Source organism: Affinundibacterium baiyunense (genome assembly GCF_018139645.1).
In the GTDB taxonomy this organism is placed as follows: Bacteria; Pseudomonadota; Gammaproteobacteria; order Burkholderiales; family Burkholderiaceae_D; genus Undibacterium; species Undibacterium baiyunense.
Genome location: NZ_JAGSPM010000001.1, coordinates 140,508 through 164,769, shown reverse-complemented (window position 1 = coordinate 164,769; position 24,262 = coordinate 140,508). Strand labels below are relative to the sequence as shown.

The 24,262-nt window shown below is 44.5% G+C and carries 19 protein-coding genes; 10 read left to right on the top strand and 9 right to left on the bottom strand.

What is annotated here, in order from left to right:
* Positions 1 to 218 precede the first annotated feature (218 nt).
* Positions 219 to 2,129, top strand: coding sequence for a molecular chaperone HtpG (gene htpG, locus KDM92_RS00710; RefSeq protein ID WP_212682560.1), 1,911 nt, complete (start codon positions 219 to 221; stop codon positions 2,127 to 2,129).
* 125 nt (positions 2,130 to 2,254) lie between these two features.
* On the opposite strand, the gene KDM92_RS00705 is transcribed toward htpG, so the two are convergent.
* Together KDM92_RS00705 and KDM92_RS00700 are read right to left on the bottom strand one after the other, a co-directional pair.
* Positions 2,255 to 2,599 (bottom strand): c-type cytochrome, encoded by a 345-nt coding sequence (locus tag KDM92_RS00705; RefSeq protein ID WP_212682559.1) that lies wholly within the window; start codon positions 2,597 to 2,599, stop codon positions 2,255 to 2,257.
* A gap of 13 nt (positions 2,600 to 2,612) precedes the next feature.
* Entirely contained in the window at positions 2,613 to 2,933 is a 321-nt protein-coding gene (locus KDM92_RS00700; protein WP_186920588.1) for a c-type cytochrome, read from the bottom strand.
* Between the two features lie 286 nt (positions 2,934 to 3,219).
* On the opposite strand from KDM92_RS00700, the gene KDM92_RS00695 reads away from it, so the two are divergent.
* Positions 3,220 to 4,071, top strand: a complete 852-nt coding sequence (locus tag KDM92_RS00695; protein WP_438947450.1) for an AAA family ATPase — start codon at positions 3,220 to 3,222, stop codon at positions 4,069 to 4,071.
* A 134-nt stretch (positions 4,072 to 4,205) separates the two neighbouring features.
* Here the strand turns inward: KDM92_RS00695 and def are convergent, their stop codons facing one another.
* From def to smc, 5 genes are all read right to left on the bottom strand, one after another.
* Entirely contained in the window at positions 4,206 to 4,739 is a 534-nt protein-coding gene (gene def / locus KDM92_RS00690; RefSeq protein WP_212682557.1) for a peptide deformylase, read from the bottom strand.
* A 32-nt stretch (positions 4,740 to 4,771) separates the two neighbouring features.
* Positions 4,772 to 5,656, bottom strand: a complete 885-nt coding sequence (gene galU / locus KDM92_RS00685) for a UTP--glucose-1-phosphate uridylyltransferase GalU (RefSeq protein ID WP_212682556.1) — start codon at positions 5,654 to 5,656, stop codon at positions 4,772 to 4,774.
* Positions 5,657 to 5,764: 108 nt separating this feature from the next.
* A complete protein-coding gene (ligA, locus tag KDM92_RS00680; protein WP_212682555.1) occupies positions 5,765 to 7,846 on the bottom strand; it encodes an NAD-dependent DNA ligase LigA in 2,082 nt (693 codons plus the stop codon).
* 19 nt (positions 7,847 to 7,865) lie between these two features.
* Entirely contained in the window at positions 7,866 to 8,960 is a 1,095-nt protein-coding gene (locus KDM92_RS00675) for a cell division protein ZipA C-terminal FtsZ-binding domain-containing protein (RefSeq protein ID WP_212682554.1), read from the bottom strand.
* A gap of 5 nt (positions 8,961 to 8,965) precedes the next feature.
* Entirely contained in the window at positions 8,966 to 12,478 is a 3,513-nt protein-coding gene (smc, locus tag KDM92_RS00670) for a chromosome segregation protein SMC (protein WP_212682553.1), read from the bottom strand.
* A gap of 419 nt (positions 12,479 to 12,897) precedes the next feature.
* Between smc and dapC the strand changes: the two genes are divergently transcribed.
* The 8 genes from dapC (at position 12,898) to KDM92_RS00630 (ending at position 21,931) form a co-directional block, all read left to right on the top strand.
* Positions 12,898 to 14,124 (top strand): succinyldiaminopimelate transaminase, encoded by a 1,227-nt coding sequence (gene dapC, locus KDM92_RS00665; RefSeq protein WP_212682552.1) that lies wholly within the window; start codon positions 12,898 to 12,900, stop codon positions 14,122 to 14,124.
* Positions 14,125 to 14,260: 136 nt separating this feature from the next.
* Positions 14,261 to 15,088, top strand: a complete 828-nt coding sequence (gene dapD, locus KDM92_RS00660) for a 2,3,4,5-tetrahydropyridine-2,6-dicarboxylate N-succinyltransferase (RefSeq protein ID WP_212682551.1) — start codon at positions 14,261 to 14,263, stop codon at positions 15,086 to 15,088.
* Positions 15,089 to 15,175: 87 nt separating this feature from the next.
* Complete coding sequence (locus KDM92_RS00655; RefSeq protein ID WP_212682550.1) at positions 15,176 to 16,321, top strand: PilT/PilU family type 4a pilus ATPase; 1,146 nt, start codon at positions 15,176 to 15,178, stop codon at positions 16,319 to 16,321.
* Between the two features lies 1 nt (position 16,322).
* Positions 16,323 to 16,703: an arsenate reductase gene (locus tag KDM92_RS00650; protein ID WP_212682549.1), complete on the top strand. Its 381-nt coding sequence runs from the start codon at positions 16,323 to 16,325 to the stop codon at positions 16,701 to 16,703.
* 6 nt (positions 16,704 to 16,709) lie between these two features.
* The gene (gene dapE, locus KDM92_RS00645) at positions 16,710 to 17,840 is read left to right on the top strand and encodes a succinyl-diaminopimelate desuccinylase (RefSeq protein WP_212682548.1); all 1,131 of its coding nucleotides are present in this window, start codon (positions 16,710 to 16,712) and stop codon (positions 17,838 to 17,840) included.
* Positions 17,841 to 17,847: 7 nt separating this feature from the next.
* A complete protein-coding gene (gene prmB, locus KDM92_RS00640) occupies positions 17,848 to 18,750 on the top strand; it encodes a 50S ribosomal protein L3 N(5)-glutamine methyltransferase (RefSeq protein WP_212682547.1) in 903 nt (300 codons plus the stop codon).
* A 103-nt stretch (positions 18,751 to 18,853) separates the two neighbouring features.
* Positions 18,854 to 20,854 carry an ATP-binding cassette domain-containing protein gene (locus tag KDM92_RS00635; RefSeq protein ID WP_212682546.1) on the top strand — a complete coding sequence of 667 codons (2,001 nt, stop codon included), beginning with the start codon at positions 18,854 to 18,856 and terminating at the stop codon, positions 20,852 to 20,854.
* A 318-nt stretch (positions 20,855 to 21,172) separates the two neighbouring features.
* A complete protein-coding gene (locus KDM92_RS00630) occupies positions 21,173 to 21,931 on the top strand; it encodes a substrate-binding periplasmic protein (RefSeq protein WP_212682545.1) in 759 nt (252 codons plus the stop codon).
* Positions 21,932 to 21,992: 61 nt separating this feature from the next.
* Here the strand turns inward: KDM92_RS00630 and KDM92_RS00625 are convergent, their stop codons facing one another.
* On the bottom strand, positions 21,993 to 22,997 hold the full coding sequence (locus KDM92_RS00625; protein WP_212682544.1) for a DNA ligase: 1,005 nt from the start codon (positions 22,995 to 22,997) through the stop codon (positions 21,993 to 21,995).
* A gap of 290 nt (positions 22,998 to 23,287) precedes the next feature.
* A complete protein-coding gene (locus tag KDM92_RS00620; protein WP_189344088.1) occupies positions 23,288 to 24,205 on the bottom strand; it encodes an SPFH domain-containing protein in 918 nt (305 codons plus the stop codon).
* Positions 24,206 to 24,262: the final 57 nt, after the last annotated feature.

Sequence of the window (24,262 nt, the reverse complement as noted above, 5' to 3'; positions counted from 1 at the left end):
GTCATATTCAACTCAAGTGGACAAATCTATCCTAATGTCCAACACAAACCCAACGCAATAGATTGACTTAATCACCTCAAAACTCAGCTCAATTGCGAAATAAACGAGAAATTCCTCTTGAAATTTTCAGCAAACACCCTACCTGTCCCTTCACTCGCGTTATTTTCGCCAAATTTATTTAGTAAATTAACTATTTATACTTCAACATCGAGGAAAGCATGTCAGAAAAACAAACCCTAGGATTTCAAGCTGAAGTTTCGCAGTTATTGCAATTGATGATCCATTCTTTGTATTCAAACAAAGAGATCTTTTTGAGAGAGTTAATTTCCAATGCTTCGGATGCGGCAGACAAACTGCGCTTTGAGGCAATTAACAACGCCAGTCTATTTGAGAATGATTCAGAACTCAAAATCAACGTCAGCTTCGATAAAGCAGCGCGCACCATCACGATTGCCGACAATGGCATAGGTATGACGCGTGACGACGCGATTAATCATTTAGGTACGATTGCGAAATCTGGCACCAAAGAATTCTTTGCAAAACTCTCCGGCGACCAACAAAAAGATGCCGCCATGATTGGTCAATTTGGTGTTGGTTTCTACTCTGGCTTTATCGTTGCCGATAAGATGACCGTTGAATCCCGTCGTGCTGGCACTGTTGCTAGCGAAGGCGTTCGCTGGGAATCTGCAGGCGCAGGCGATTTCAGTGTCGAACAAATCACCAAAGAAGATCGCGGTACGGCTATTACCCTACATTTGCGTGAAGGTGAAGATGAATTCCTGTCTTCATGGAAATTGAAATCGATTATCCGCACTTATTCAGATCATATCTCCTTGCCAATCTTGATGCAAAAAGAAGAATGGGATGATGAGAAGAAAGAACAAGTATTGAGAGATGAGCTTGAAACAGTCAACCAAGCGAGTGCTTTGTGGGCGCGCAGCAAGTCTGACATCACACCTGAACAATATACTGAATTCTACAAACACATTTCACACGATTACAGCGCTCCGCTGACGCACACCCACAATCGCGTCGAAGGTCGCAGCGAGTACACGCAACTGCTGTACATTCCAAGCCGCGCACCATTTGATATGTGGGATCGCAATAAACGTGGTGGCATTAAGCTCTACGTCAAACGCGTCTTCATCATGGACGATGCCGAGCAATTGATGCCGGTCTATTTGCGCTTCGTCAAAGGCATTATTGATTCCAACGATTTACCTTTGAACGTATCACGTGAAATCTTGCAAGAATCTCGCGACATCAAAGCGATTCGCGAAGGCTCAACTAAACGTGTGTTGGGCATGTTGGAAGACTTGGCGAATGCTGAGGGCGATGAAGCTGAAAGCAAAAAAGAAAAATTTGCGAGCTTCTGGAAAGAGTTTGGTCAAGTTTTGAAGGAAGGTATTGGTGAAGATGCAGCAAATAAAGATCGCATTGCCGCCCTACTCCGTTTTGCCTCTACACGCAATGATAGCGACATCCAAAACGTTTCGCTTTCTGACTACATCGCGCGCGCTAAAGAAGGCCAAGACAAGATCTACTACGTCACAGCCGACACCTACGCAGCAGCTAAGAACAGCCCACACCTAGAAATCTTCCGCAAAAAAGGTGTTGAAGTCTTGTTGTTGACAGATCGCGTTGATGAATGGATGTTGTCTTTCTTGACTGAATTCGAAGGCAAAGATTTGGTGTCTGTCGCCAAAGGTGATTTGGATTTGGGTAAATTAGAAGACGAAGCTGAGAAAAAGCAGCATGAAGAAACCGAAACTCAATTCAAAGATCTAGTCGAAAAAATGAAGACGGCCTTGGCAGATAAAGCCAAAGACGTTCGCATCACTTTCCGCTTAACAGATTCACCTGCTTGTTTAGTTGCCGATGAAAATGAATTATCAGGTAACCTAGTCAGAATGTTGAAAGCCGCTGGTCAAGCCGCGCCAGAATCTAAGCCTATCTTGGAAGTCAATCCAGATCATCCTTTGGTGCAACGCTTGAAGTACGAAGAAGCCAAATTTAACGACTGGTCGCACATCTTATTTGATCAGGCAGCTTTGGCTGAAGGCGGAACACTTGAAGACCCAAGTGCTTTTGTTAAACGTTTGAATGAGATGTTGTTGAGCGTAAAATAATCTATCAAACATTCGTTTAGTCGTAAAAAAACCTCACTAAAAAGTGAGGTTTTTTATAGCTGAAGAATGACGGTGTTTAAATCAAGCCAATTCTAGTCAGCCAATTCCACCAAAAGATACGGTGATTATTTTTTCAATACCAAACTACCTTTTAAGCTAGCCAAATACGCAGAAATATTTTCAATATCCGCGTTACTCAAAGCCTTTGCTTGCGTTTCCATAATCGCATTGCTACGGCCAGAAGTACCAACAGCACCGCGCTGGTAAGATTTCAATGCTTGAACCAAATAATCTTTATGTTGACCAGCTAATTTTGGGTAACTAGGGTCAATTGGTTCACTGTAGTTGGCACCGTGGCATGAAGCACAATTAAATTTTGCTGCGGCTACTTTTCCAGCCTCGATATTTCCACCAGCAAATGCCGCAACAGACAATGTTGATGCCAAAACTGCTAAAACGATTTTTTTCATCATTATCCTCAACTTATTTCTGTTGTGCGTAGTAGGCAGCCAAATCTGCAATATCTTGATCACTCAAGCTTCCAGCGATACCACGCATAGATGGATGCTTACGATCACCTTTACGATATGCTTTCAGTGCATTTTCAATGTATTTAGCGGACTGTCCACCAATCATTGGAACTTGGTAAACTTCTGGGAAAGTCGCTTTATAACCAGGGATTGCATGGCAACCAATACACATCGCCACTTTGTTTTCTGCGGCTTTCGCGTTACCAACGACTTCAGCCGACACAGCAACCTGTGCGACGCTCGCCAAAGCGAGTAGAGCAAATAATTTTTTCATATTAGCTGAGAGAAAATAATCAGGAAAATCAAAACAGCGATTTGATCGAAGTCAGCATTTTAGCTGATAACCATTAATTTTGCGCAATTTTCATGTGTATTTCAGACACATTTTCGCTGCAAAGGTCATTTTTATTAGCCTGCATGAGAATTCAATTCTGCAATAAATACTGTTCGAAGCTTTCTACTAGAACAGCGAATCAAGCCAATAATAAAATTATTTTGTTTATACTCACCTAACTTGCAGCATTCTTTGACTCTGATATTTCCAATTTAAACTAATAATGATGACTAACAAACGTTTCAATGGCGCGGATAACTATGTCGCCACAAATGACTTAAAACTCGCAGTAAATGCCGCATTAACGCTGCAACGCCCGTTGTTAATCAAAGGCGAGCCAGGAACCGGCAAAACGATGTTAGCAGAAGAAGTAGCAGCCGCACTTGGTATGCCACTTTTACAGTGGCACATCAAATCAACCACAAAAGCCCAACAGGGATTGTATGAATATGATGCGGTATCACGCTTACGTGATTCGCAACTTGGCGACGAACGTGTGAAGGATATTCATAACTATATCGTCAAAGGCGTCTTGTGGCAGGCGTTTCATGCAGATCAACCAGTCGTATTATTAATTGATGAAATTGATAAGGCGGACATTGAGTTTCCAAACGACCTATTGCGAGAATTAGATCGAATGGAGTTTTATGTTTATGAAACGCGTGAAATGATTAAAGCGAAACATCGTCCACTTGTGATTATCACGTCGAATAATGAAAAAGAACTACCCGATGCCTTTTTGCGTCGCTGCTTCTTCCATTACATTAAGTTCCCAGACAAACAAACCATGCAGGAGATTGTCAATGTGCACTTTCCGCATTTGAAGGAGGAGTTACTCGTCAATGCATTAGAAGCTTTTTATAGACTACGGGAAATAAATGGACTGAAGAAAAAACCATCAACATCTGAACTCATTGACTGGCTGAAACTGCTGTTGGCAGAGGATATTCCCGCAGAAATGCTCAATGCGAAAGATGGCGCAAGCATGACACCACCACTTCACGGTGCACTTTTAAAGAATGAGCAAGACCTACATTTATTTGAGCGATTAATGATGATGTCTCGCAATCATCGATGATTTCCAACTCAGGTATGAAACTCAAATTCGAAAGCGATGTCAGCCTAATTAGCAACATCAAACAAAAAACCGTCAATAGACGGCTTTTTGTTTAGCAAAGAAATCAAAATCTTACATGCATGTATTTGCGAGTATTAATCATCATCGCTCGGATCTAACTCAGGAAACAATACTTCAGTATATCCAAACTTGGTCAAATCTTTGATCCGCATAGGATAGAGAACGCCGTTTAGATGATCGGTTTCATGCTGCACGACTCTTGCGTGGAAGCCATCTACCTCACGATCAATTTTATTTCCAAACTGATCGAATCCTTCATAACGCAAACGACTCCAGCGCGGCACCAAGCCACGCATTCCTGGCACAGATAAACAGCCCTCCCATGCCTCGTCAGTGTCGGTGGATAAAGGCGTTAAAATGGGATTGATCAACACCGTCTCAGGGACATTGGGTGCATCTGGGTAGCGTGGGTTTTTCTTAAAACCAAAAATGACCAATTGCAAATTGATGCCAATTTGTGGTGCTGCCAAACCAGCTCCGTTGGCATGCTGCATGGTTTCAAACATATCTGCGATCAATTGATGCAAAGCCGGCGTATCAAAGTCTTGAATCGGATCAGAGACTTTCAGCAAACGTGGATCACCCATCTTCAAAATTGGATAAATCATAGATTTTGAGCTCCTGTTTTGACGAAAGAAATTTACGGGGTGAGTTTCAACTCTTGCAGATACTTAGCAAAATCTTCACCCATATCAGGGTGTTTTAATCCCAGTGCAACACTGGCTTTAAGGTAGCCGAGCTTGGAGCCGCAATCATAGCGCTTTGCATCACATCGATACGCAAAAACCGCCTCGTCTTTCAACATGGCTGCAATGCCGTCTGTTAATTGAATCTCACCGCCCGACCCCTTACCTAATTTTTCCAAATAATTAAAAATATTCGCGGTTAACACATAACGACCAGCGACCGCTAACGTCGATGGTGCTTCTTCTGGTTTCGGTTTTTCGACAATGCCTAACATCCGCTCAAGATTCGGTTTATATGCTTCGCCACTGACAATACCGTATTGATTGGTGAACTCGCGCATTACCTCTTGGACCGCAACGATACTCCCACCTTCTTGTGCATATAAAGCGGCGAGCTGTGCTGTTACACCACGTTGGCCAGGACGCACATCCATTAAATCGTCCGCCAATAAAACAGCAAAAGGATCTTCACCAACTACCGGACGAGCGCACAAGACCGCATGACCTAATCCGAGCGCTGCTGGTTGCCGAATATAAATACAATGGATGTTGCTCGGGATTACGCTACGAACAATATCCAACAGAGTATCTTTACCCGCAGCTTCTAATTCATGCTCCAGTTCATACGCTGTGTCAAAGTGATCTTCGATTGCCCGTTTATTGCGTCCAGTAATAAACACCATTTCAGTAATGCCAGCTTCAACTGCTTCTTCTACCGCATACTGAATCAAGGGCTTATCCACTACTGATAGCATTTCTTTTGGCTGCGCCTTTGTCGCTGGCAAAAATCGACTACCAAAACCGGCGACTGGAAAGACTGCCTTTCTAATTTTTCTCATAAAACCCTCACCACCATTATTCTATTTTTTGTACTATTTTCTTGCGCGATTTTCTCTTTCGCTTGTTTTTACACACCGGCTATTCGACTTACCGAATATGTCATCATCTTATTGCGTGCCACAATGAGTCAATAACTCTTCTTCCGATAAGACGGTAATACCTAACTCACGTGCTTTTATTAACTTACTACCAGCATCTTCACCGGCAACTACATAACTAGTTTTCTTGGAAACCGAGCCTGCCACCTTGCCGCCATGTTTTTCTATGAGTGCTGCAGCTTGATCTCTGCTTAGATTTGGTAGCGTTCCAGTTAACACTAAAGTTTTACCTGCAAAAATTGCGGTACTAAGATCGATTTTTTCAATGGTCGGCCAATGGATTCCCGCAGCAATTAATTGCCGCACTAACTCAACATTAATTGGATCGGAAAAGTACTGTGTAATTGATCTAGCGACGACTGGCCCAACATCATTCACTTGCAAAAGTTGCTCTTCGGTCGCCGCCATGAGTGCTTCAATTTCTGCAAAATGTAGCGCTAAATCTTTGGCGGTCGACTCACCCACATGCCGAATACCAAGCGCATAAATGAATCGTGGCAAGGTCGTCGATTTAGAAGTCTCCAGTGCATCTAATACATTTTGCGCTGACTTCTCTGCCATACGATCTAGTTCGGCCAAAGCCATTAAGCCCAATTTATAAAAATCAGCAGCGGTGGTCACCACATTTTTATCGACTAATTGCTCAATTAGCTGTTCACCCAAGCCTTCAATATTTAAGGCTTTGCGCGAAGCAAAATGGAACAGACCACCTTTACGTTGCGCGGCACATTTAATCCAACCACCAGAGCAGCGCGCAATTGCTTCATCTTCAAGTTTAAGAATATCCGAACCGCAAATAGGACATTGCTTCGGCAATAAAAATGGATGCGTTCCTTCAGGTCGTTTTTCCAAAACACTGGCAACGACCTCAGGAATCACATCTCCAGCACGTCGAACGATGACTGTGTCACCGACTCTTACATCTTTGCGCTGAACCTCTTCTTCGTTGTGCAAAGTCGCATTGGTGACCGTCACACCGCCAACAAAAACGGGAGCCAATCGAGCGACTGGTGTGATCGCACCAGTACGACCAACTTGCACTTCGATATCCAACACAGTTGTCAATGCTTCTTCCGCAGGAAATTTATGGGCGATGGCAAAACGCGGTGCACGCGACACAAAACCCAGTGTCTCCTGCCGGTCAAATCGATTGACCTTGTACACGACGCCATCAATTTCGTAGGGCAATTTGGCACGTTTTTCTTGTATCGCGCGGTAAAAATCGAGCAAACCTTGTGCGCCTGATACCAAAGCTTTTTCTTCGCAAGTTGGAATGCCCATTTGCTGATACCAATCCAACAAATCACGATGCGAAGTAGGCAAATCTGCTCCCTCCAACGCTCCTATGCCATAAGCAAAAAAACGCAAACTACGTTGCGCAGTGATTTTTGAATCCAATTGTCGCAAGCTACCCGCCGCCGCATTTCGTGGATTGGCAAATTCTTTGGTACCAAGTTCACGTTGACGTTGATTAAGTTTGTCGAAATCTGCCTTGAACATCAACACTTCACCACGCACATCGAGAATTGCGGGCGGATTATCGCAACGCAAGCGCAAAGGTAAGCTACGAATAGTGCGAATATTCTCAGTGACGTCTTCGCCTGTGTAGCCGTCACCACGCGTAGCAGCTTGGGTAAAAACACCATTAACGTAACGAAGATTAATCGCCAAGCCATCAAACTTTAGATCAATCGCGTACTCAATCTCCTGCTGATTGGTCTGCTTATCAAGGCCCAATCCTTCACGCACGCGACGATCAAAGGCAAGCACATCCTCGTCCTCAAAACCATTATTCAAGGACAGCATTGGAACGGTATGTTGAACTTGTGAAAACTCGGGTAAAACGGCACCACCAATCCTTAGCGTAGGACTATCCGCCGTTTTTAGTTCAGGATAATTTTGTTCTAAGTTTTGCAATTGCCGAAACAGCTTGTCGTATTCGGCATCCGGAATACTTGGTTGATCTAAGGTGTAATAGAGATAGGCGTGTTGCGTGAGCTCTTCACGCAAACGCCTTGCTTGATCTGACAACGACTCTACATTCGAAGCACCTAAATCAGCGTTCCTATCCCCAAATAAATCATTTTGCATGATGAAGCGTCTGGTCAGATTAACTAAATAAGCGTTTCGCGCGACGAGAACCAGCAGGAATTTCTGCTATCGCCATCGCATTACAAAATTCGCGCACTTGCTCTGCGATCTCACCTAAGGCTTGCTCAGAAATAGGATTATTACCGTCATCGACAACGGTGCCGCCAAGTCTCGATGCAAGAGAACGAGCGCATTTTGCCATGACACCAAAACCCTCAAGGTCGGGAGAAACACAAGGAACATCCAATAGCAAAGTCAATTTTGATGTCACTGTCTCACTGGCGCTGACATTGGTGGAAAGCGTAAACAAATTACCGACATCACCATCAGGCATCACCAGACGCCCATCTGGGCGAACGTCAAATCCTTGTTTTTCTAAAGCGCCGAGCAAAGTTGTGATGTCCCACGGTGCACCATTCGACAAAACGTTAACACTAAGCTGGGCATCGTGTTCAGCCACAAACTGATGCAGTTCACGTGCGTTCGACATCACGCGATTCATATCAGGCACGTCGGAATGTGCATTCAGACGATCTGCAATTTCACGTAACTTGCTGACAAATTCAGAATACTCCAATTCATTTAAAGGACCGCTACGACTCACCATTTGGATACCCGCAAACATCGCTGTGTATATGCTGCCATGTGCAATTTCATCACGCACACCATCGTGTGTTAGACCAATAAAATGCACCGGCTTGCGTCCGACATATTTTAAGTCACTGACTTCTTTGAGTAAGCGTTCACCCCGAATTGGCGCATCAAACTCCAAAGGAATGACACAATCAATGAGATCATCAACCGACAATTCTTTGCCGAACATGGTCGCATCAAAATCCTGTTTTGCCACGTTGTTTTCTGATCCCGGCTCACCACCAGCAAAGTCGACTGGATCTGCAGCATCAAGTTCACTAAGCTCGTCGTGATCGAATTGTGGTTCTTGACGAACAAGGTCGACATCATCATGTGCATTCATCAGCACATCATCGTGCCCATCAGAAAATGCACGATCTACACTTTTTCGAGCACGGTACTCTTGCCATTTGCTGTAAATATAAACAATCACAACAAACGCAACACCCGCGATAATCAAACTCATTGTTAACTCTGACATACTGCTCAACCCTCACCAACTAAACTTGCGGCAGATTCCATATCAACCGCAACGATTCGAGAAACCCCCTGCTCTTGCATGGTCACGCCAATTAATTGTTGCGCCATTTCCATTGCAATCTTATTGTGGGAGATAAATAAAAATTGTGTATTGCTAGACATCCGTTTCACCATATTACAGAAACGTTCTGTATTTGAATCATCCAGCGGCGCATCAACCTCATCGAGTAAGCAAAACGGTGCAGGATTTAACTGGAACATCGAGAACACCAGTGCCGTTGCCGTCAATGCTTTTTCACCACCCGACAACAAATGAATAGTCGCATTCTTTTTACCAGGTGGTTGTGCCATCACCTGCACGCCAGAATCCAGAATTTCATCCCCAGTCATAATCAATTTCGCTTGACCACCACCAAACAAAATTGGAAATAACTCTGCAAAATGATGATTTACACGATTAAAAGTATCTTGTAATAAATCACGTGTTTCGATATCAATTTTGTGAATTGCATCCTGCAATGTGGTAATTGCTTCGGTCAAATCTGCATATTGCGCGTCTAAGAAGGTTTTGCGTTCAGTTGCTTGCGCCAATTCATCAAGTGCCGCCAAATTCACCGCACCCAAAGCGGCGATCGCATTGGTCAGACGTGTTACCTCACCCTGTAAATAGGACGGTTTCAAATCATCATGTAATTTTTCTTCGAGCGCAGCTTCATCAACTTCGAAATTACTTAGTTGCTCTTCATATTGTTCTTGATTCAAACGCGCGGCTTGCTCTTTCAGCTGCAATTCAACAATCCGATCACGCTGCGGTTGCAAACTGCGTTCAACTTGCATCTTCGACTCTTCTGCGTGACGCAATTTTTGCGTCAACTGATCAAGCTCATGGCGGGCATCCGCCAATACGCGTTCTTGATCACTACGTTTTTCCAACAAGGTTTGCAAACCTGCGTGAGCAGTTTGTTCATCCATGCTTTCTAACTCAAGCTGGCCTTGCTGCATATTGGCGAACAATTGCGAAGATTGCTCTAACGCGGTTGCGATATTTCGTCGCAACTCTTCCATTTTGACGCGATGCGTTTTTTCCGAGAAACTGGCTTCTTGCGCAGCCAATTCCAAATCACGTAGACGTATACGCGCGTCGTTCAAATGCTGTTCTTTTTCAAGGAAAGCAGTCTGTCCATCTTCATGCGTTTCCTGCATTTCAGCAAGGGCGATATCAAGTTCTTCAAATTTCGCTTCTGACTCTGCGCGCGCAGTCTGTTGCTCTTGTTCTTGCTCAGCAATCTCCGCTAAATCAGATGCAATTTGCGTGCTGCGCTGATTAAAGCGTTCCTGCACTTCGGCCAACTTCATGTATTCAATCTGCAAACCATGCACCGCTTGCGTCAATCCGGCTACGCGAACTCGCAATTCTTGCAAGCTATGTGTTGCCTGACTCAAAGCTGCTTCCGCACGAACTGCACGCGTCTTGCCTTCGTCCGCTAACAAATGTTGAGCGCGTGCCTGTTTGCTTATATTTTCTATCTCTTGTTGACGCGCCAGTACGCCATCTTGCTCAGAATCTGCCGCATAAAATCGCACACTATTGGCGCTAATAATATGTCCTTCTTTGGTGATGAAGCATCCACCTGCAGGCAACTTTGTTCTCTCCGCGAATGCAGTGGGCGCGTCAGGTGCGACAAATACATTGTGCAGCCAATCTTGCATCACACTACGCACACCAGCATCATTCAATTGCAGTAAGTTAAACAAGGGTTTTAATCCCTCAACCATCGTCACAGGAGCAAGCACTTGTGGTGAATAGAGCGCCAATTTTGCCGGAGGAGCGTCACTGAAAAACGCCTTTGCCCACTCTAAATTTGACATTTCTAAAGCGGAGGTGCGCTCACGCAAAATCGACTCAAGCGCGGTCTGCCAGCCATTTTCTATCTGCACTTTTTGCCATAGTTTCGGCAATTTTTCTAGCTCGTGCTTCGCCAGCCATGGTTGTACTTTACCTTGGCTTTCGACTTTTTCTTGCAAGGATTTCAGCGCCCCCAACTTTGCGTCGAGTTGCGCCGAATGCGCCGTATCTTGATTAACTTGCTCTTGTGCAGAACGACGCTCTTCCTCTAATTGCGGCAAGCCAGCTTGCGCTTCTTCTAATTGAAAAGTTGCTTCTTCCAACATTTGTTTTTTCTCTTCCAACTGCATGGAGAGATTTTGCAAATGCGAAGAATCAGGAACCACCAAGCCTTGCTTCTCTTGATTTAAGCGCTCACGTCGTACTGCTAAGGTATTCAAGATATTCGACGCATTACGCTGATGTGCAGATTCTAACTCGATCTGCTGTTGCATTTGCATGATCTTGGCGCGCGATTCGGTCGCTTTTAACTGCGCGTCGCGCCAACTTTGCTCAAGCGCGGGAATTTTTTCATTCTGCTGCGCCACAGACTCTTGCGCCTGTTCACTGCGCATCGCCAACTCTTCAACATGCATCTCAGCATCGGCCAGATCGTCTTGAAATTGTTGACCTTGGCGCTGCCATTGATCACGTTGCGCAGATAAAGAATTGATTTGCGATTGCAAGCGCGCACGAGATTCAATCACAAACTTAATTTGCGCTTCTAAACTACCAATTTCTGCATTGGTTTGATACAAATTCCCTTGCGCCTGATGCATCTTATCGCCCACCGCATAGTGAGCTTGTCGCATTTGCTCAAGTTCTAACTCGACATGACGCAATTTAGCCGTTTGCTCTTCCAAATCAAGCTGGCATTTTTCGATCTCGGCAAAGTATTTCTTCTGTTCTGTTGCGGCTTCTCGCTTGCGCAGCATCCACAAGAGTTTTTGTTTTTCTTCTTGATCGGCTTGCAAAGCATGGTACTTATTGGCGACAACTGCCTGCGCTTCTAATTTTTCTAAATTGTTATTCAATTCGCGCAGAATGTCTTCGACACGCACTAAATTCTCATGCGTGTCATGAATTCGATTTTCTGTCTCACGGCGACGTTCCTTGTATCGCGAAACACCAGCAGCTTCTTCTAAAAACACACGTAATTCTTCTGGGCGTGATTCAATAATGCGAGAAATCATGCCCTGACCAATAATCGCGTATGCGCGTGGCCCTAGTCCAGTACCAAGAAAAATATCCTGGATATCACGACGCCGAACAGGTTGACCGTTGATGTAATAAGTCGAAGTACCATCGCGCGTCAAAGTCCGCTTGACGGCGATTTCGGCGTATTGACTCCACTGACCAGCGGCTTTTCCAAGGCTATTATCAAAGACTAATTCGACTGAGGAACGTCCAGCAGGTTTACGATGAGTCGAGCCATTAAAAATGACGTCTTGCATGGATTCTCCACGCAATTCTGATGCTTTAGACTCACCCAAGACCCATCGCACGGCATCGATAATATTCGACTTGCCGCAACCATTCGGACCAACCACCCCAACTAGTTGGCCTGGAACTTGAAAATGGGTAGGTTCAACGAAGGATTTAAATCCTGCTAATTTAATAGAAGTTAAGCGCACGTTATTTTTATTTATCGATTTTTAGACCAAAATACACAAACTCAATCGGCTTCAGATTCGCTACCAAAAGATCTTTTATTTTTTCACAAACGCAATAAAAGTACATCTTCTCATTACCTATCTCCTTGCAGTTCGGACAAGTAAGACCGCACATCATAACATTCACGATGCCAAGTTTTACAGATTTTGATTAGCAAACGATGTTAAAAATCCTAAGTCTCCACAGTTTTATGACATAAATGGCGAAGCTTCTTGAATCCGTGCATAGAATTAAGTGCAAGCGCAGCTATAATACGCAGCTAGCAGATTTTTCAGAAACCGCGTTGGCTTGTTTCATTAGATTTTGTGTGCAAATTCTGCATCAGACCAGCTGTTTTCTTTTCAGATTTTTTATCCGTAATTTTTAAGTGAATTTCTCCGTGAATCCCAATTTAGAAAAACTACAAGCATATCCTTTTGAAAAATTAAGACAGCTATTTGACGGCATTACTCCCAATCCAAGCTATAAACCGATTAGCTTAGGACTCGGTGAACCTAAACATGCAACGCCCCAGCTAATCAAAGATGCACTAGTTGCTAATTTAAACGGACTCGCCAATTATCCATCCACCAACGGCAGCGACAATTTACGCGCAGCCATCAGCAATTGGTTAGTCAAGCGCTACGCGATTCCAGCGCTCGATCCAATGACACAGATTTTGCCGGTAAATGGTTCTCGTGAAGCGCTATTCTCACTGGCGCTAGCCGTAATTAATCCGCAGCAAAATGGCTTAGGTAATTTAGGCAAGCCAATTGTGATGTGCCCGAATCCCTTCTATCAAATATACGAAGGAGCAGCCTACCTCGCGGGCGCTGAGCCATATTTTGCGAATGCCAATCCTGCGAAAAATTTTGCGCCTGATTTTAGCCAAGTGCCTGATTCGATTTGGCAACGCACACAGTTGCTTTATGTTTGCTCGCCAGGAAATCCAACTGGCGCCGTATTGACTCTCGAAGATTGGAAAGAATTGTTTGATTTATCTGATCGCTACAATTTCGTAATTGCAGCAGATGAATGCTATTCAGAAATTTATTTCGGTGACACAGCACCACTTGGCAGCTTGGCTGCCGCCCGTGCTCTGGGACGTAATGACTATCCACGACTCATTACACTTTCAAGTTTGTCTAAGCGCTCAAATGTACCTGGAATGCGCTCAGGCTTTGTGGCTGGCGATGCAAAAATTATTAAGCAGTTTTTACTTTATCGCACCTACCACGGTGGAGCAATGTCTCCAAGTATCCAAGCGGCATCGATTGCGGCATGGAATGACGAGCAACACGTCATAGAAAACCGTGCACTGTATATCAAGAAATTTTCTCAAGTTACCCCAGTACTACAGGAGGTGCTTGATGTAGCACTTCCTGATGCGGCCTTTTACCTATGGGCTCGCGTCGATAAATACATTCAAATCTCTGACACAGAGTTCGCCCAAGGTCTTTACCGAGACTATAATATCACAGTCTTACCAGGTAGTTTTCTGGCACGAGAGGCACATGGAATCAACCCTGGTAGCCAAAGGATACGCATGGCATTAGTGGCCGAAGTTGAAGAATGCATGGAAGCTGCGCAAAGAATCGCCAGCTTCGTGAAACAACTGATGAACTAGTTAAGCAAATACATAGAAACACATAACAGTGCGAACAAATGAAGCTATCTAAGTAACAGTTCTTTATTAGCACGCAAGCTCTCGTAAATCGTTCTCAAAAATCACTTTCAATTTTTTACTTTTAATCGACAATCACATGACACAGCAATTACAAAACATCATCGATCAAGCTTGGGAAGACCGTGCAAATTTCTCACCAAAAAATGCACCAACAGAATTGCGTGAAGCAGTTGCGTATGTACTCGAACAACTCGACTCAGGCAGTTTGCGTGTGGCACAGAAATTGGACGGAGCATGGCAAGTCAATCAATGGGTAAAGAAAGCCGTGTTATTGTCTTTCCGCCTAGAAGACAACATCGTCATGCCATCTGGCGATCACATGCAATTTTTCGATAAGGTTCCTACCAAATTTGCAAACTATACGGCAGAAGATTTCGCAAAAGGCGGCTTCCGCGTCGTGCCACCTGCAGTCGCACGTCGTGGTAGTTTTATCGGCAAAAATGTTGTGTTAATGCCTTCCTACGTCAACATTGGTGCCTATGTCGATGAAGGCGCTATGGTCGATACTTGGGCTACTGTTGGTTCTTGCGCGCAAATCGGAAAAAATGTGCATTTATCTGGTGGCGTAGGCATCGGTGGCGTGCTTGAACCTATGCAAGCGAATCCAACCATCATCGAAGACAATTGTTTTATCGGTGCGCGCTCTGAAGTAGTGGAAGGAGTGATCGTCGAAGAGAATTCGGTAATCTCGATGGGCGTGTATATCGGTCAATCGACCAAAATTTATGATCGTGCGACAGGCGAAGTTAGTTATGGCCGCGTACCAGCAGGCTCGGTCGTTGTCTCTGGCAACTTGCCATCTGCTTGTGGCAAATATAGTTTGTATTGCGCTGTGATCGTAAAACGTGTTGATGCACAAACGCGATCAAAAACCAGCATCAACGAATTATTGCGCGGTGCTTAATTAGTCAATTCAAGCACCTTATCCAACGCTAAGTCATTGTATTAAAACTTCAGGTTTCATCCTTTTTATTTTCGTAGAGGAATTATCATGGCAATGGATCGATTGTTTCAGTTGATGAAGGACAAGAACGCTTCCGATATGTTCTTCGCCATCAACTCGCCGATACATTTAAAAATCAATGGAAATCTGCTTCCCATCAATCAACAGAAGATGGATGAAGATAATATTTTGGCTTTGCTTGGTGAAGTGTTATCTGGCGAACAAATAGCGCAATACAAGCGAGAGAACGAACTCAATGTGGGAATCGGCATGGCTGGCGTTGGTCGATTCCGCTTGTCTGCGTTTAGACAACGTGGATCGACTTCGGCGGTATTCCGTTTTGTACCGGGCAACATCCCTGCCATTTCATCGCTGCACCTACCACCAGTTTTATCTGAATTAATCATGGAGAAGCGCGGATTAATTCTTGTGGTCGGTGCTACAGGTTCAGGAAAGTCGACTTCGATTGCTTCTATGCTCGATTATCGGAATGAGACCAAAACTGGTCACATATTAACTATCGAGGATCCAATCGAGTATTTGTTTAGAAGTAAAAAATCCATCGTGAATCAGCGTGAGGTTGGTACGGATGCAGATAGTTTAAAGACGGCATTACGCAACTCCTTACGTCAAGCACCTGATGTCATTTTGATTGGCGAAATTCGTGACTTGGAAACAATGATGGCAGCGATCGCTTATGCCCAATCTGGTCATTTAGTGGTCGCCACATTACACGCGAATAATAGCTACCAAGCTTTAAATCGTATCATCAGCTTCTTCCCGATTGAGAACCGTAGCGCGCTATTACTCGACTTAGCTTCTGCAATTAAAGCAGTAATTTCACAGCGATTAATCAAGGCGGTGGACGGTGGTCGCTGTCCAGCTGTTGAAATCATGCTCAACACGCGCTATGTCGCCGAATTGATCGAACAAGGAAATATTTTCCAAATTAAAGAAGCGATTGAAAAGAGCTTGGCACCGGGCTCACAAACTTTTGAACGCGCCTTACTGCAATTGATTAAGGACGGCTTAATTACCCAAGAAGAAGGTCTCGCAAATGCGGATTCTGCGAACAATCTTTTATGGTTGCTCAACAATGATGCCGCGTTAGCACAAAAAGCAGCGGCCGAAGCCGAGCCTGAGCTAGAGCGCCACACAGAAGCAACCTTTACTGAATTTAATTTAAATATGTAATATGAACCGATCTTCAAGCATCACCTTATTTGGAATTCCAAACTGCGATACGGTCAAGAAGGCGCGCACTTGGCTAGAACAACAATCTATCCCGTTTGAATTTCATAATTTCAAAAAAGACGGATTGAGCGCTGCGCAGGTCGATATTTGGTTAAAGAAAATAAACTTTGAAACACTGATCAATCGTAAAGGAACAAGCTGGCGCGCACTATCCGATGCACAAAAAAATGAGGCAGAAACACCAGCTGGCGCAATGAATTTAATCTTAGCAAATCCGTCCTTGATCAAGCGTCCAGTATTGCAAATCAGCGACGATCAGCTCGACTATGTGGGTGTTGGTTTCAACGACCAACTCTATTCTTCCATTTTTTTAGAAAAGTAAGTTTTCATGAGTAAAACGCTCGCATTGACTGAACAATTAATCGCTCTTGATTCCGTCACGCCAGAAGATAAGGGCTGCCAAAATACCTTAATCAGCTTATTAGAACCGTTGGGCTTCGTATGTGAAACCATACAATCGAACGACGTGACGAACCTTTGGGCACGTCGCGGCACGAGTCAACCTCTAGTTGTCTTTGCAGGCCACACCGACGTTGTTCCAACCGGCCCAGTCTCACAATGGCAGTCGCAGCCGTTTGCGCCTACACATCGAGATGGCAAATTATTTGGACGTGGTGCAGCCGACATGAAAACATCAATCGCTGCGTTTGTCATCGCCACAGAAGAATTTGTGGCAGCACACCCTGATCACAAAGGTTCGATTGGGTTCTTGATTACGAGCGATGAAGAAGGCCCTGCTACCGATGGAACGGTTGTCGTCTGTAATAAACTCAAAGAACGTGGCGAACAACTCGATTATTGCATCGTTGGCGAACCAACTTCCAGTGAAGTGCTTGGTGACACCATTAAAAACGGGCGTCGCGGCACGATGTCTGGCAAGCTCACAGTGAAAGGCATTCAAGGCCATATCGCCTACCCACAACTGGCAGAAAATCCAATTCACACAGTCGCTCCGGCGCTCAATGATTTGGTCAATGAAGTATGGGATCAGGGCAACGAATATTACCTACCCACTTCATGGCAGGTGTCAAATATTCATGGTGGAACCGGTGCATCAAATGTGATACCTGGTGAAGTCGTGATCGATTTTAATTTCCGTTTTTCAACCGCAAGCACGGCCGAGGGATTGCAACAACGCGTGCATGCGATACTCGATAAGCATAAACTGAAGTACGATCTAAAATGGACAATTGGTGGTCATCCCTTCTTAACACCCAAAGGCAATTTAAGTGATGCCTTGGCGAAGGCGATTCACGATGAAACGGGCGTTACGACAGAATTATCCACCACTGGTGGCACCTCAGATGGACGCTTCATCGCCAAAATTTGCCCGCAGGTGGTTGAGTTTGGTCCACCGAATGGCAGTATCCATAAAATTGATGAGCATATTGAAGTTCGCTACATTGATCCACTCAAAAACATCTACCGCCGCGCGCTGGAAAATCTTTTACTAGGCTAAGAATGCTATGACGAATGCAAATACGCTCCCGTTCCAAACACTGCGAGACCTATTGCGCTACGCGGTAACACGCTTTAACACGGCACAACTTTTTTTCGGACATGGCAGTGCCAATGCTTTGGATGAAGCCGCTTATTTATTGCTGCACACGTTAAAGTTACCGCTCGATAAAATTGAACCGTTCTTGGATGCACGTCTCTTACCGCACGAAATTGATGCGGCGATCGCTGTCATTGAACGTCGTGCAACAGATCGTATACCCGCTTCCTATATTACTAATGAAGCTTGGTTAGGCACTTATAACTTCTATGTTGATGAGCGCGTGATTGTGCCACGCTCATTTATCGCAGAGTTAATTCCTGAGCGCTTTACACCGTGGGTACAAGATCCCGAAGAAGTCACCGACATTCTCGAGCTGTGCACTGGATCTGGTTGCCTGCCTATCATGTTAGCGGACGCTTTTGAAAATGCACATGTTGATACGGTGGATATTTCTAAAGATGCGTTGGCGGTCGCAGCTAAAAATATCGCCACTTATGAATTAGAAGATCGCATTACTTTGATTGAGTCCGACTTGTACACCAATATCCCTGACAAGTTATACGACATGATCATTACCAATCCGCCGTATGTGAACTCACATTCAATGAGCAAACTGCCCAAAGAATATTTACATGAGCCACAAATCGCCTTAGCTGGTGGCGACGATGGTATGGATCTAGTGCGCAAAATCGTGGCAGGCGCCGCATCACGACTCAAACCAAATGGTATTTTAATGGTCGAGATTGGCAATGAACGTGTTTTTGCCGAAGAAGCATTCGCTGAATATGGTTTAACTTGGCTATCGACCAGCGCCGGTGATGATATGGTTTTCCTGCTCACCGCAGAACAATTGCAAGAAGCTAGTTAAGCACTTTTCTTGCGCTTCGCCTTATCGCTCAAAACGTTTGATAAAGCGTTTTGAGCATTTTTATTTTTGTAGTTCGCTACGCTTTTCTATTTGTTAGTTATTTATGATACGTCTTCAACAGGTCATCCTCGCCCGCGGCACCAAGCCACTTTTCGACAGCGTCGATGTCACACTCAATCCCGGCGACAAGATCGGCTTGATTGGCTCCAATGGCGCGGGTAAATCCAGCCTGTTTGCAATGCTACGAGGCGAATTACACCCAGATCAAGGCAGCATCGAGTTCCCCGCCAAATGGCAATTGGCACATGTCGCACAAGAGACCCCACCACTCGAACGCAGCGCGATTGATTACGCGATTGACGGCGATGTCACACTAAGAAAATTAGAAGCACAATTAGCAGAACTCGAAGCGCAACCAGAATCACATGATAACGGCATCGCCATCGGTGAGGTATATGGTGCCTTAGCTGATGCAGACGCCTACACGGTGCGCTCACGTGGTGAACAATTGTTACTGGGCTTAGGTTTTACGCTGGAACAAATGGAACAATCGGTAGCGAGTTTCTCCGGTGGTTGGCGCATGCGTTTAAATCTAGCACAAGCATTGATGTGCAAATCTGATTTACTGCTGCTCGATGAACCAACCAACCATTTGGATTTGGACGCAATTATCTGGCTAGAAGATTGGCTCAAACGCTACGAAGGAACCTTGATCATCATCTCGCATGATAGAGATTTCTTAGATGGTGTTGTCAACGTCGTCGTACATATTGATGAGCGCAAATTAAAACGCTATTCAGGTAACTATTCTGCGTTTGAACGCCAACGCGCCGCGCAATTGATTCTGGCACAGAGCTCAATTGAAAAACAAAATCGCAAACGCGCTCATCTGCAATCGTTTATTGATCGTTTTGCGGCAAAAGCATCAAAAGCGAAACAAGCACAAAGTCGTATCAAAGCTTTGGAAAAAATGGAAGAATTGGCACCATTACGTGCAGCGGCTGAATTTTCATTTGAATTCCGCGAACCTTTGAGCGCACCGAATCCTATGTTAGTGATGGACGATGTCGATTGTGGTTATCGACTGGAGTCACAAACTGATCACAGTTTTACCGAAAAGAAAATTGTCGGCGACGTGAAATTTTCGCTGCAAATCGGTCAGCGCATTGGTCTACTTGGAATCAACGGTGCGGGTAAATCAACACTCATCAAAACCATCGTCGGTGAACTGGCGCCACTCAAAGGTTCGATTACGACGGGCAAAGGTTTATCGATAGGCTACTTCGCCCAGCATCAAGTAGAAATGTTGCGACATGACGAATCGCCATTGTGGCATTTGGCACATATTGCATCCGATGTACGCGAGCAAGAATTGCGTAACTTTTTGGGTGGATTCAATTTCCCAGGAACCATGGTCACCAGCCCAATCGCGCCATTTTCTGGCGGAGAAAAAGCACGCTTAGCATTGGCGATGATCGTTTGGCAGCGCCCTAACCTGTTATTACTCGATGAACCGACTAACCATTTAGATTTAGAAACACGTGAAGCATTAACCGAAGCGCTCGCTCAATTCGAAGGAACCTTGGTGGTGGTCTCACATGATCGTCATCTATTACGTGCCACGACCGACCAATTTATTATTGTTGCCGACGGCAAGCTCTTACCATTCGATGGTGACTTAGACGACTACAAAGATTGGCTGTATAAAACCAAATTGGAACAAGCCGCGGCAGCAGCCACCCCTACGACACTACCAAGCAAATCAAAAGAAAAAGCAAGCGCTCTGCCGCAAGCCCAGCCAGTACCGAGCACGCCTATCGATGACAAAGAACGCAAGCGCCGTGATGCCGAAGAGCGTCAGCGTATTGCTGCATTACGCAAACCAATCGAAGCGCGCATTAAACGCTTAGAAGAGCAAATGGCTAAACTGAATCTCAAAAAAGAAGACTACAGCAAGCAACTCGAAGATAGTGCAATTTACGACGACGCCAACAAAGAGAAGCTAAAAAATCTCCTATTGGATCAAGCCTATGTGGTCAAAGAGCTAGATCAATTGGAAGCCGACTGGTTGGAGCAACAGGAGTTTTTAGAAGCAGCGAATTAGTAGCTGAGCATTGCTACAACAAATTGCATCAGCACATAAATAAAAGGCATGCAAAACCAACAAATGAGACCTCAGCGCAAGTGCCGGACGCGATCAAACTTTAGATAGAAAAACATCGCGATGCTACGGTGTCTTAGCTAGTGCATCTAAGACACTTGCTGCCAGAGTCTCTTCAAAGTCCGGCCACGCGGTATGTTGTACGGAAGTCTCTTCAAATCAGTGAAATTTTTTATACATAACAAGTTATCGACAGCTTTCTTGCTTATCATCTGATTCAGCATTACCATAAGGCATCAATTTTCTGATATTGAGAGCAAAGTGCGCGAACTTCGTTTGCGGTTGTCTCAAATTAGTTTGGCAATATCACTTGTGGTTGCCGCAAGCTTGCTACAAGCCCAAACGCTGCACGTCTACACGCAATCTTGGCCGCCTTATAGTTATGAAAAAAACGGCAAGCTAACAGGCTATTCGACCGAACTGCTACAAGCCGTCTTGCGCGAAGCGGAGATCGACGCCAGTTACAAGTTAATGAGCTGGAATCGTGCTTTTCAACAGGCGAGTGAAGAAGCGAATAGCCTTATCTATACCACCACCCGAACGCCAGAACGCGAAGAAAACTTCGAATGGATAGGCCCAGTTGCGACACGAAAATTATGGCTATTCAAACTGGCTGAACGCAAAGATATTCAAATCAATAGCAAAGAGGATTTAAAGAAGTACACGGTCAGTATCGTACGTGATACTTCCAGTCTCAAGCTAGTCATGGATCGAGGTTTATTCCCACGCAAGCAAATTGACGAGGCGCCTACAACCGCGTCGAACCTAAAAAAACTTTTCTTTAAACGGGTCGACCTAATCCTTGCAACTAGAGCTGGTGCAAACTATGAATTGAATCAACTGCCCTATCCGAAAGACGCGATGGAAGCGGTGTATGTTTTAAATGACGAATTTCAACTCTACTTTGCCATCAATAAAAAATGTGACCCCATCACCATCAAAAAAATTCGGTTGGCATTTGATAAGGTAAAGACTACTGGCTTAATCGACACATTAAAAAAGAAATATATGGTCGAATAAAGCCCTTGTTGAGAGCCGAAGAGTCGCCCGCTCTACGACTGACAGAAATACAGACCAATACCTACTCCGGATGAAACACACGAACAAAACTCGCAAATTTCGGCAAGCCATTTCCTGTCAAATCCCGATAACGATAGGTAAGCAAGCTTCCTACGGGCGGCGGATTTTTTCTGATGGCATCATCAAATCCAGTACCCAATTTGAATCTTTGTCCGTCCTTCGTTTCGACTAATAGCGCGCCCATCATGCCGTGATACTTCCCACGTCCAGGCAAAATCGCAATCACCTTTGCTTCCGCATCGTGCTGAGGTTTAAGTTTTAAAACTTCAGCAGACCGTCCCGCTTGAAATAAGGCATCGCTTTTATGCAAAACAAGTCCTTCGCCTTTTCGTAAAACAATTTGTTTCAACTTTGTCTCAAGTTGCTCCACTGTCGATAAATGTTCTTGAGGAATGACACTCAACCAAGGTATACGAACCACATCAACCAATTTTTCTAGAGAAACGACACGGGTCCGAAAGTCCCCAGTAGCAAGTGGCAACTCAAATAAACAATAATGAATTTTCCGCCATTCTTCATCTTGTGGAATTTGGCGCCGCACCGTACCAGATAATGCTTCAAATTGCGCGCGTCCCATCCAGAGTTCACCATCCATAGGATGGTCTGGAAATTTTTCAACAAACCATTTAGGCGCATTAATTATGCGACCACTACGAAAATATAACTGTTTGCCATCCCAGTAGGCTCTGACACCGTCAAGCTTCTCACTGATCAAATAGCTAGCAATTTCCCCTTCTATTTCTTTTGCAAATGAAATTGTCTTAGGCAGGACTAAAGCTAAGGTCGAATTGAATGTTTTCTTCAATGGCGGCAATTCTTCACTCGCCTCACTAGTTTGCCTTGACGCGGCAAACCCTTTTCCGGAGAGGAACCCAACTGTTAGGATGCTTGACAGCAGCAAGCGGCGCATCGGCACGGTTGAATTACAGCCCTTAAGTAATTCAGCTTCAAAATGCTGCTTACGACCTAATGTACTTAGAACATATTGAAAGCGATGAAAAAACATGTTTAGTTCTCTCGCGTTATTGAATGGGCTTTAAGTGTAAAAATATTTAATTAAAATAACAATATAAATTAAAGGAGATGTTGCAAAAACACAAAGCCCCAACACGAAAAGACATGTTGGGGCTTTGCAGTTATTTCCTCACTCAGACTGACGATAGGACCATCAAGTTTGAATAGCAATATCGACTAATCAGACTGAAGCGGACACAAATAAATCATCTACACTATTCAATTCACCATTAAGCAATCTATAGCAAGGCAATCTATAAATCTGCGTTCAAAAAATATGAATTATTTCTGTGCCTTCACCACTTGCATAGCACTAGCGATCAAGCCACTCATATCACTCATATTGGCAGGAACGATGATGGAATTATTGGTTTTCGCCAAATTCGCGAAAGCTGCAACATATTGCTCAGCCACTTTCAAATTCACCGCATCTTCACCACCAGGTTCACGAATCGCAGCAGCGGTTTGACGGATCGCGTCAGCACTCGCTTCTGCAATTGCACGGATTGCGCCGGCCTGTCCTTCGGCACGATTAATCGATGCCTGTTTTTCACCTTCTGACTTCGCAATCGATGCCTCACGCTCACCAGTAGCGATATTAATTTGCTCTTGCTTACGACCTTCGGAAGCAGCGATCAAAGCACGTTTTTCACGCTCAGCCGTAATCTGCGCTTGCATAGCATGCAGAATCTCTTTGGGTGGCGTCAAATCCTTAATTTCATAACGCAATACCTTAACACCCCAATTCGCCGCAGATTCATCGATTGCATTCACAATTGTTGTATTGATGTGATCACGCTCTTCAAAAGTCTTATCGAGCTCCATCTTACCGATCACTGAACGCAGCGTGGTTTGTGCCAACTGTGTGATTGCAGCGATGTAATTTGACGAACCGTAAGAAGCTCGCATCGCATCAGTAATTTGAAAATACAAGATGCCATCTACCTGTAGCTGCGTATTATCTTTGGTGATACAAACTTGTGGTGGTACATCGAGCGGAATCTCTTTCAAGACGTGCTTGTAAGCAACGCGATCAACAAACGGCACGACAATATTGAGACCAGGTGCTAAGGTCGCATGATATTTACCAAGGCGCTCAACTACCCACGCATCTTGTTGTGGAACCACCTTAATTGTCTTCATGATGAAGACTAATGCGAGCACAAATAAAACTAATACGACAAAGCCTGAATTTTCCATCTCATTTTCCTTTTTTTATTTAAACCAACATCATTTTTTACTTCAACCAAGTCATAC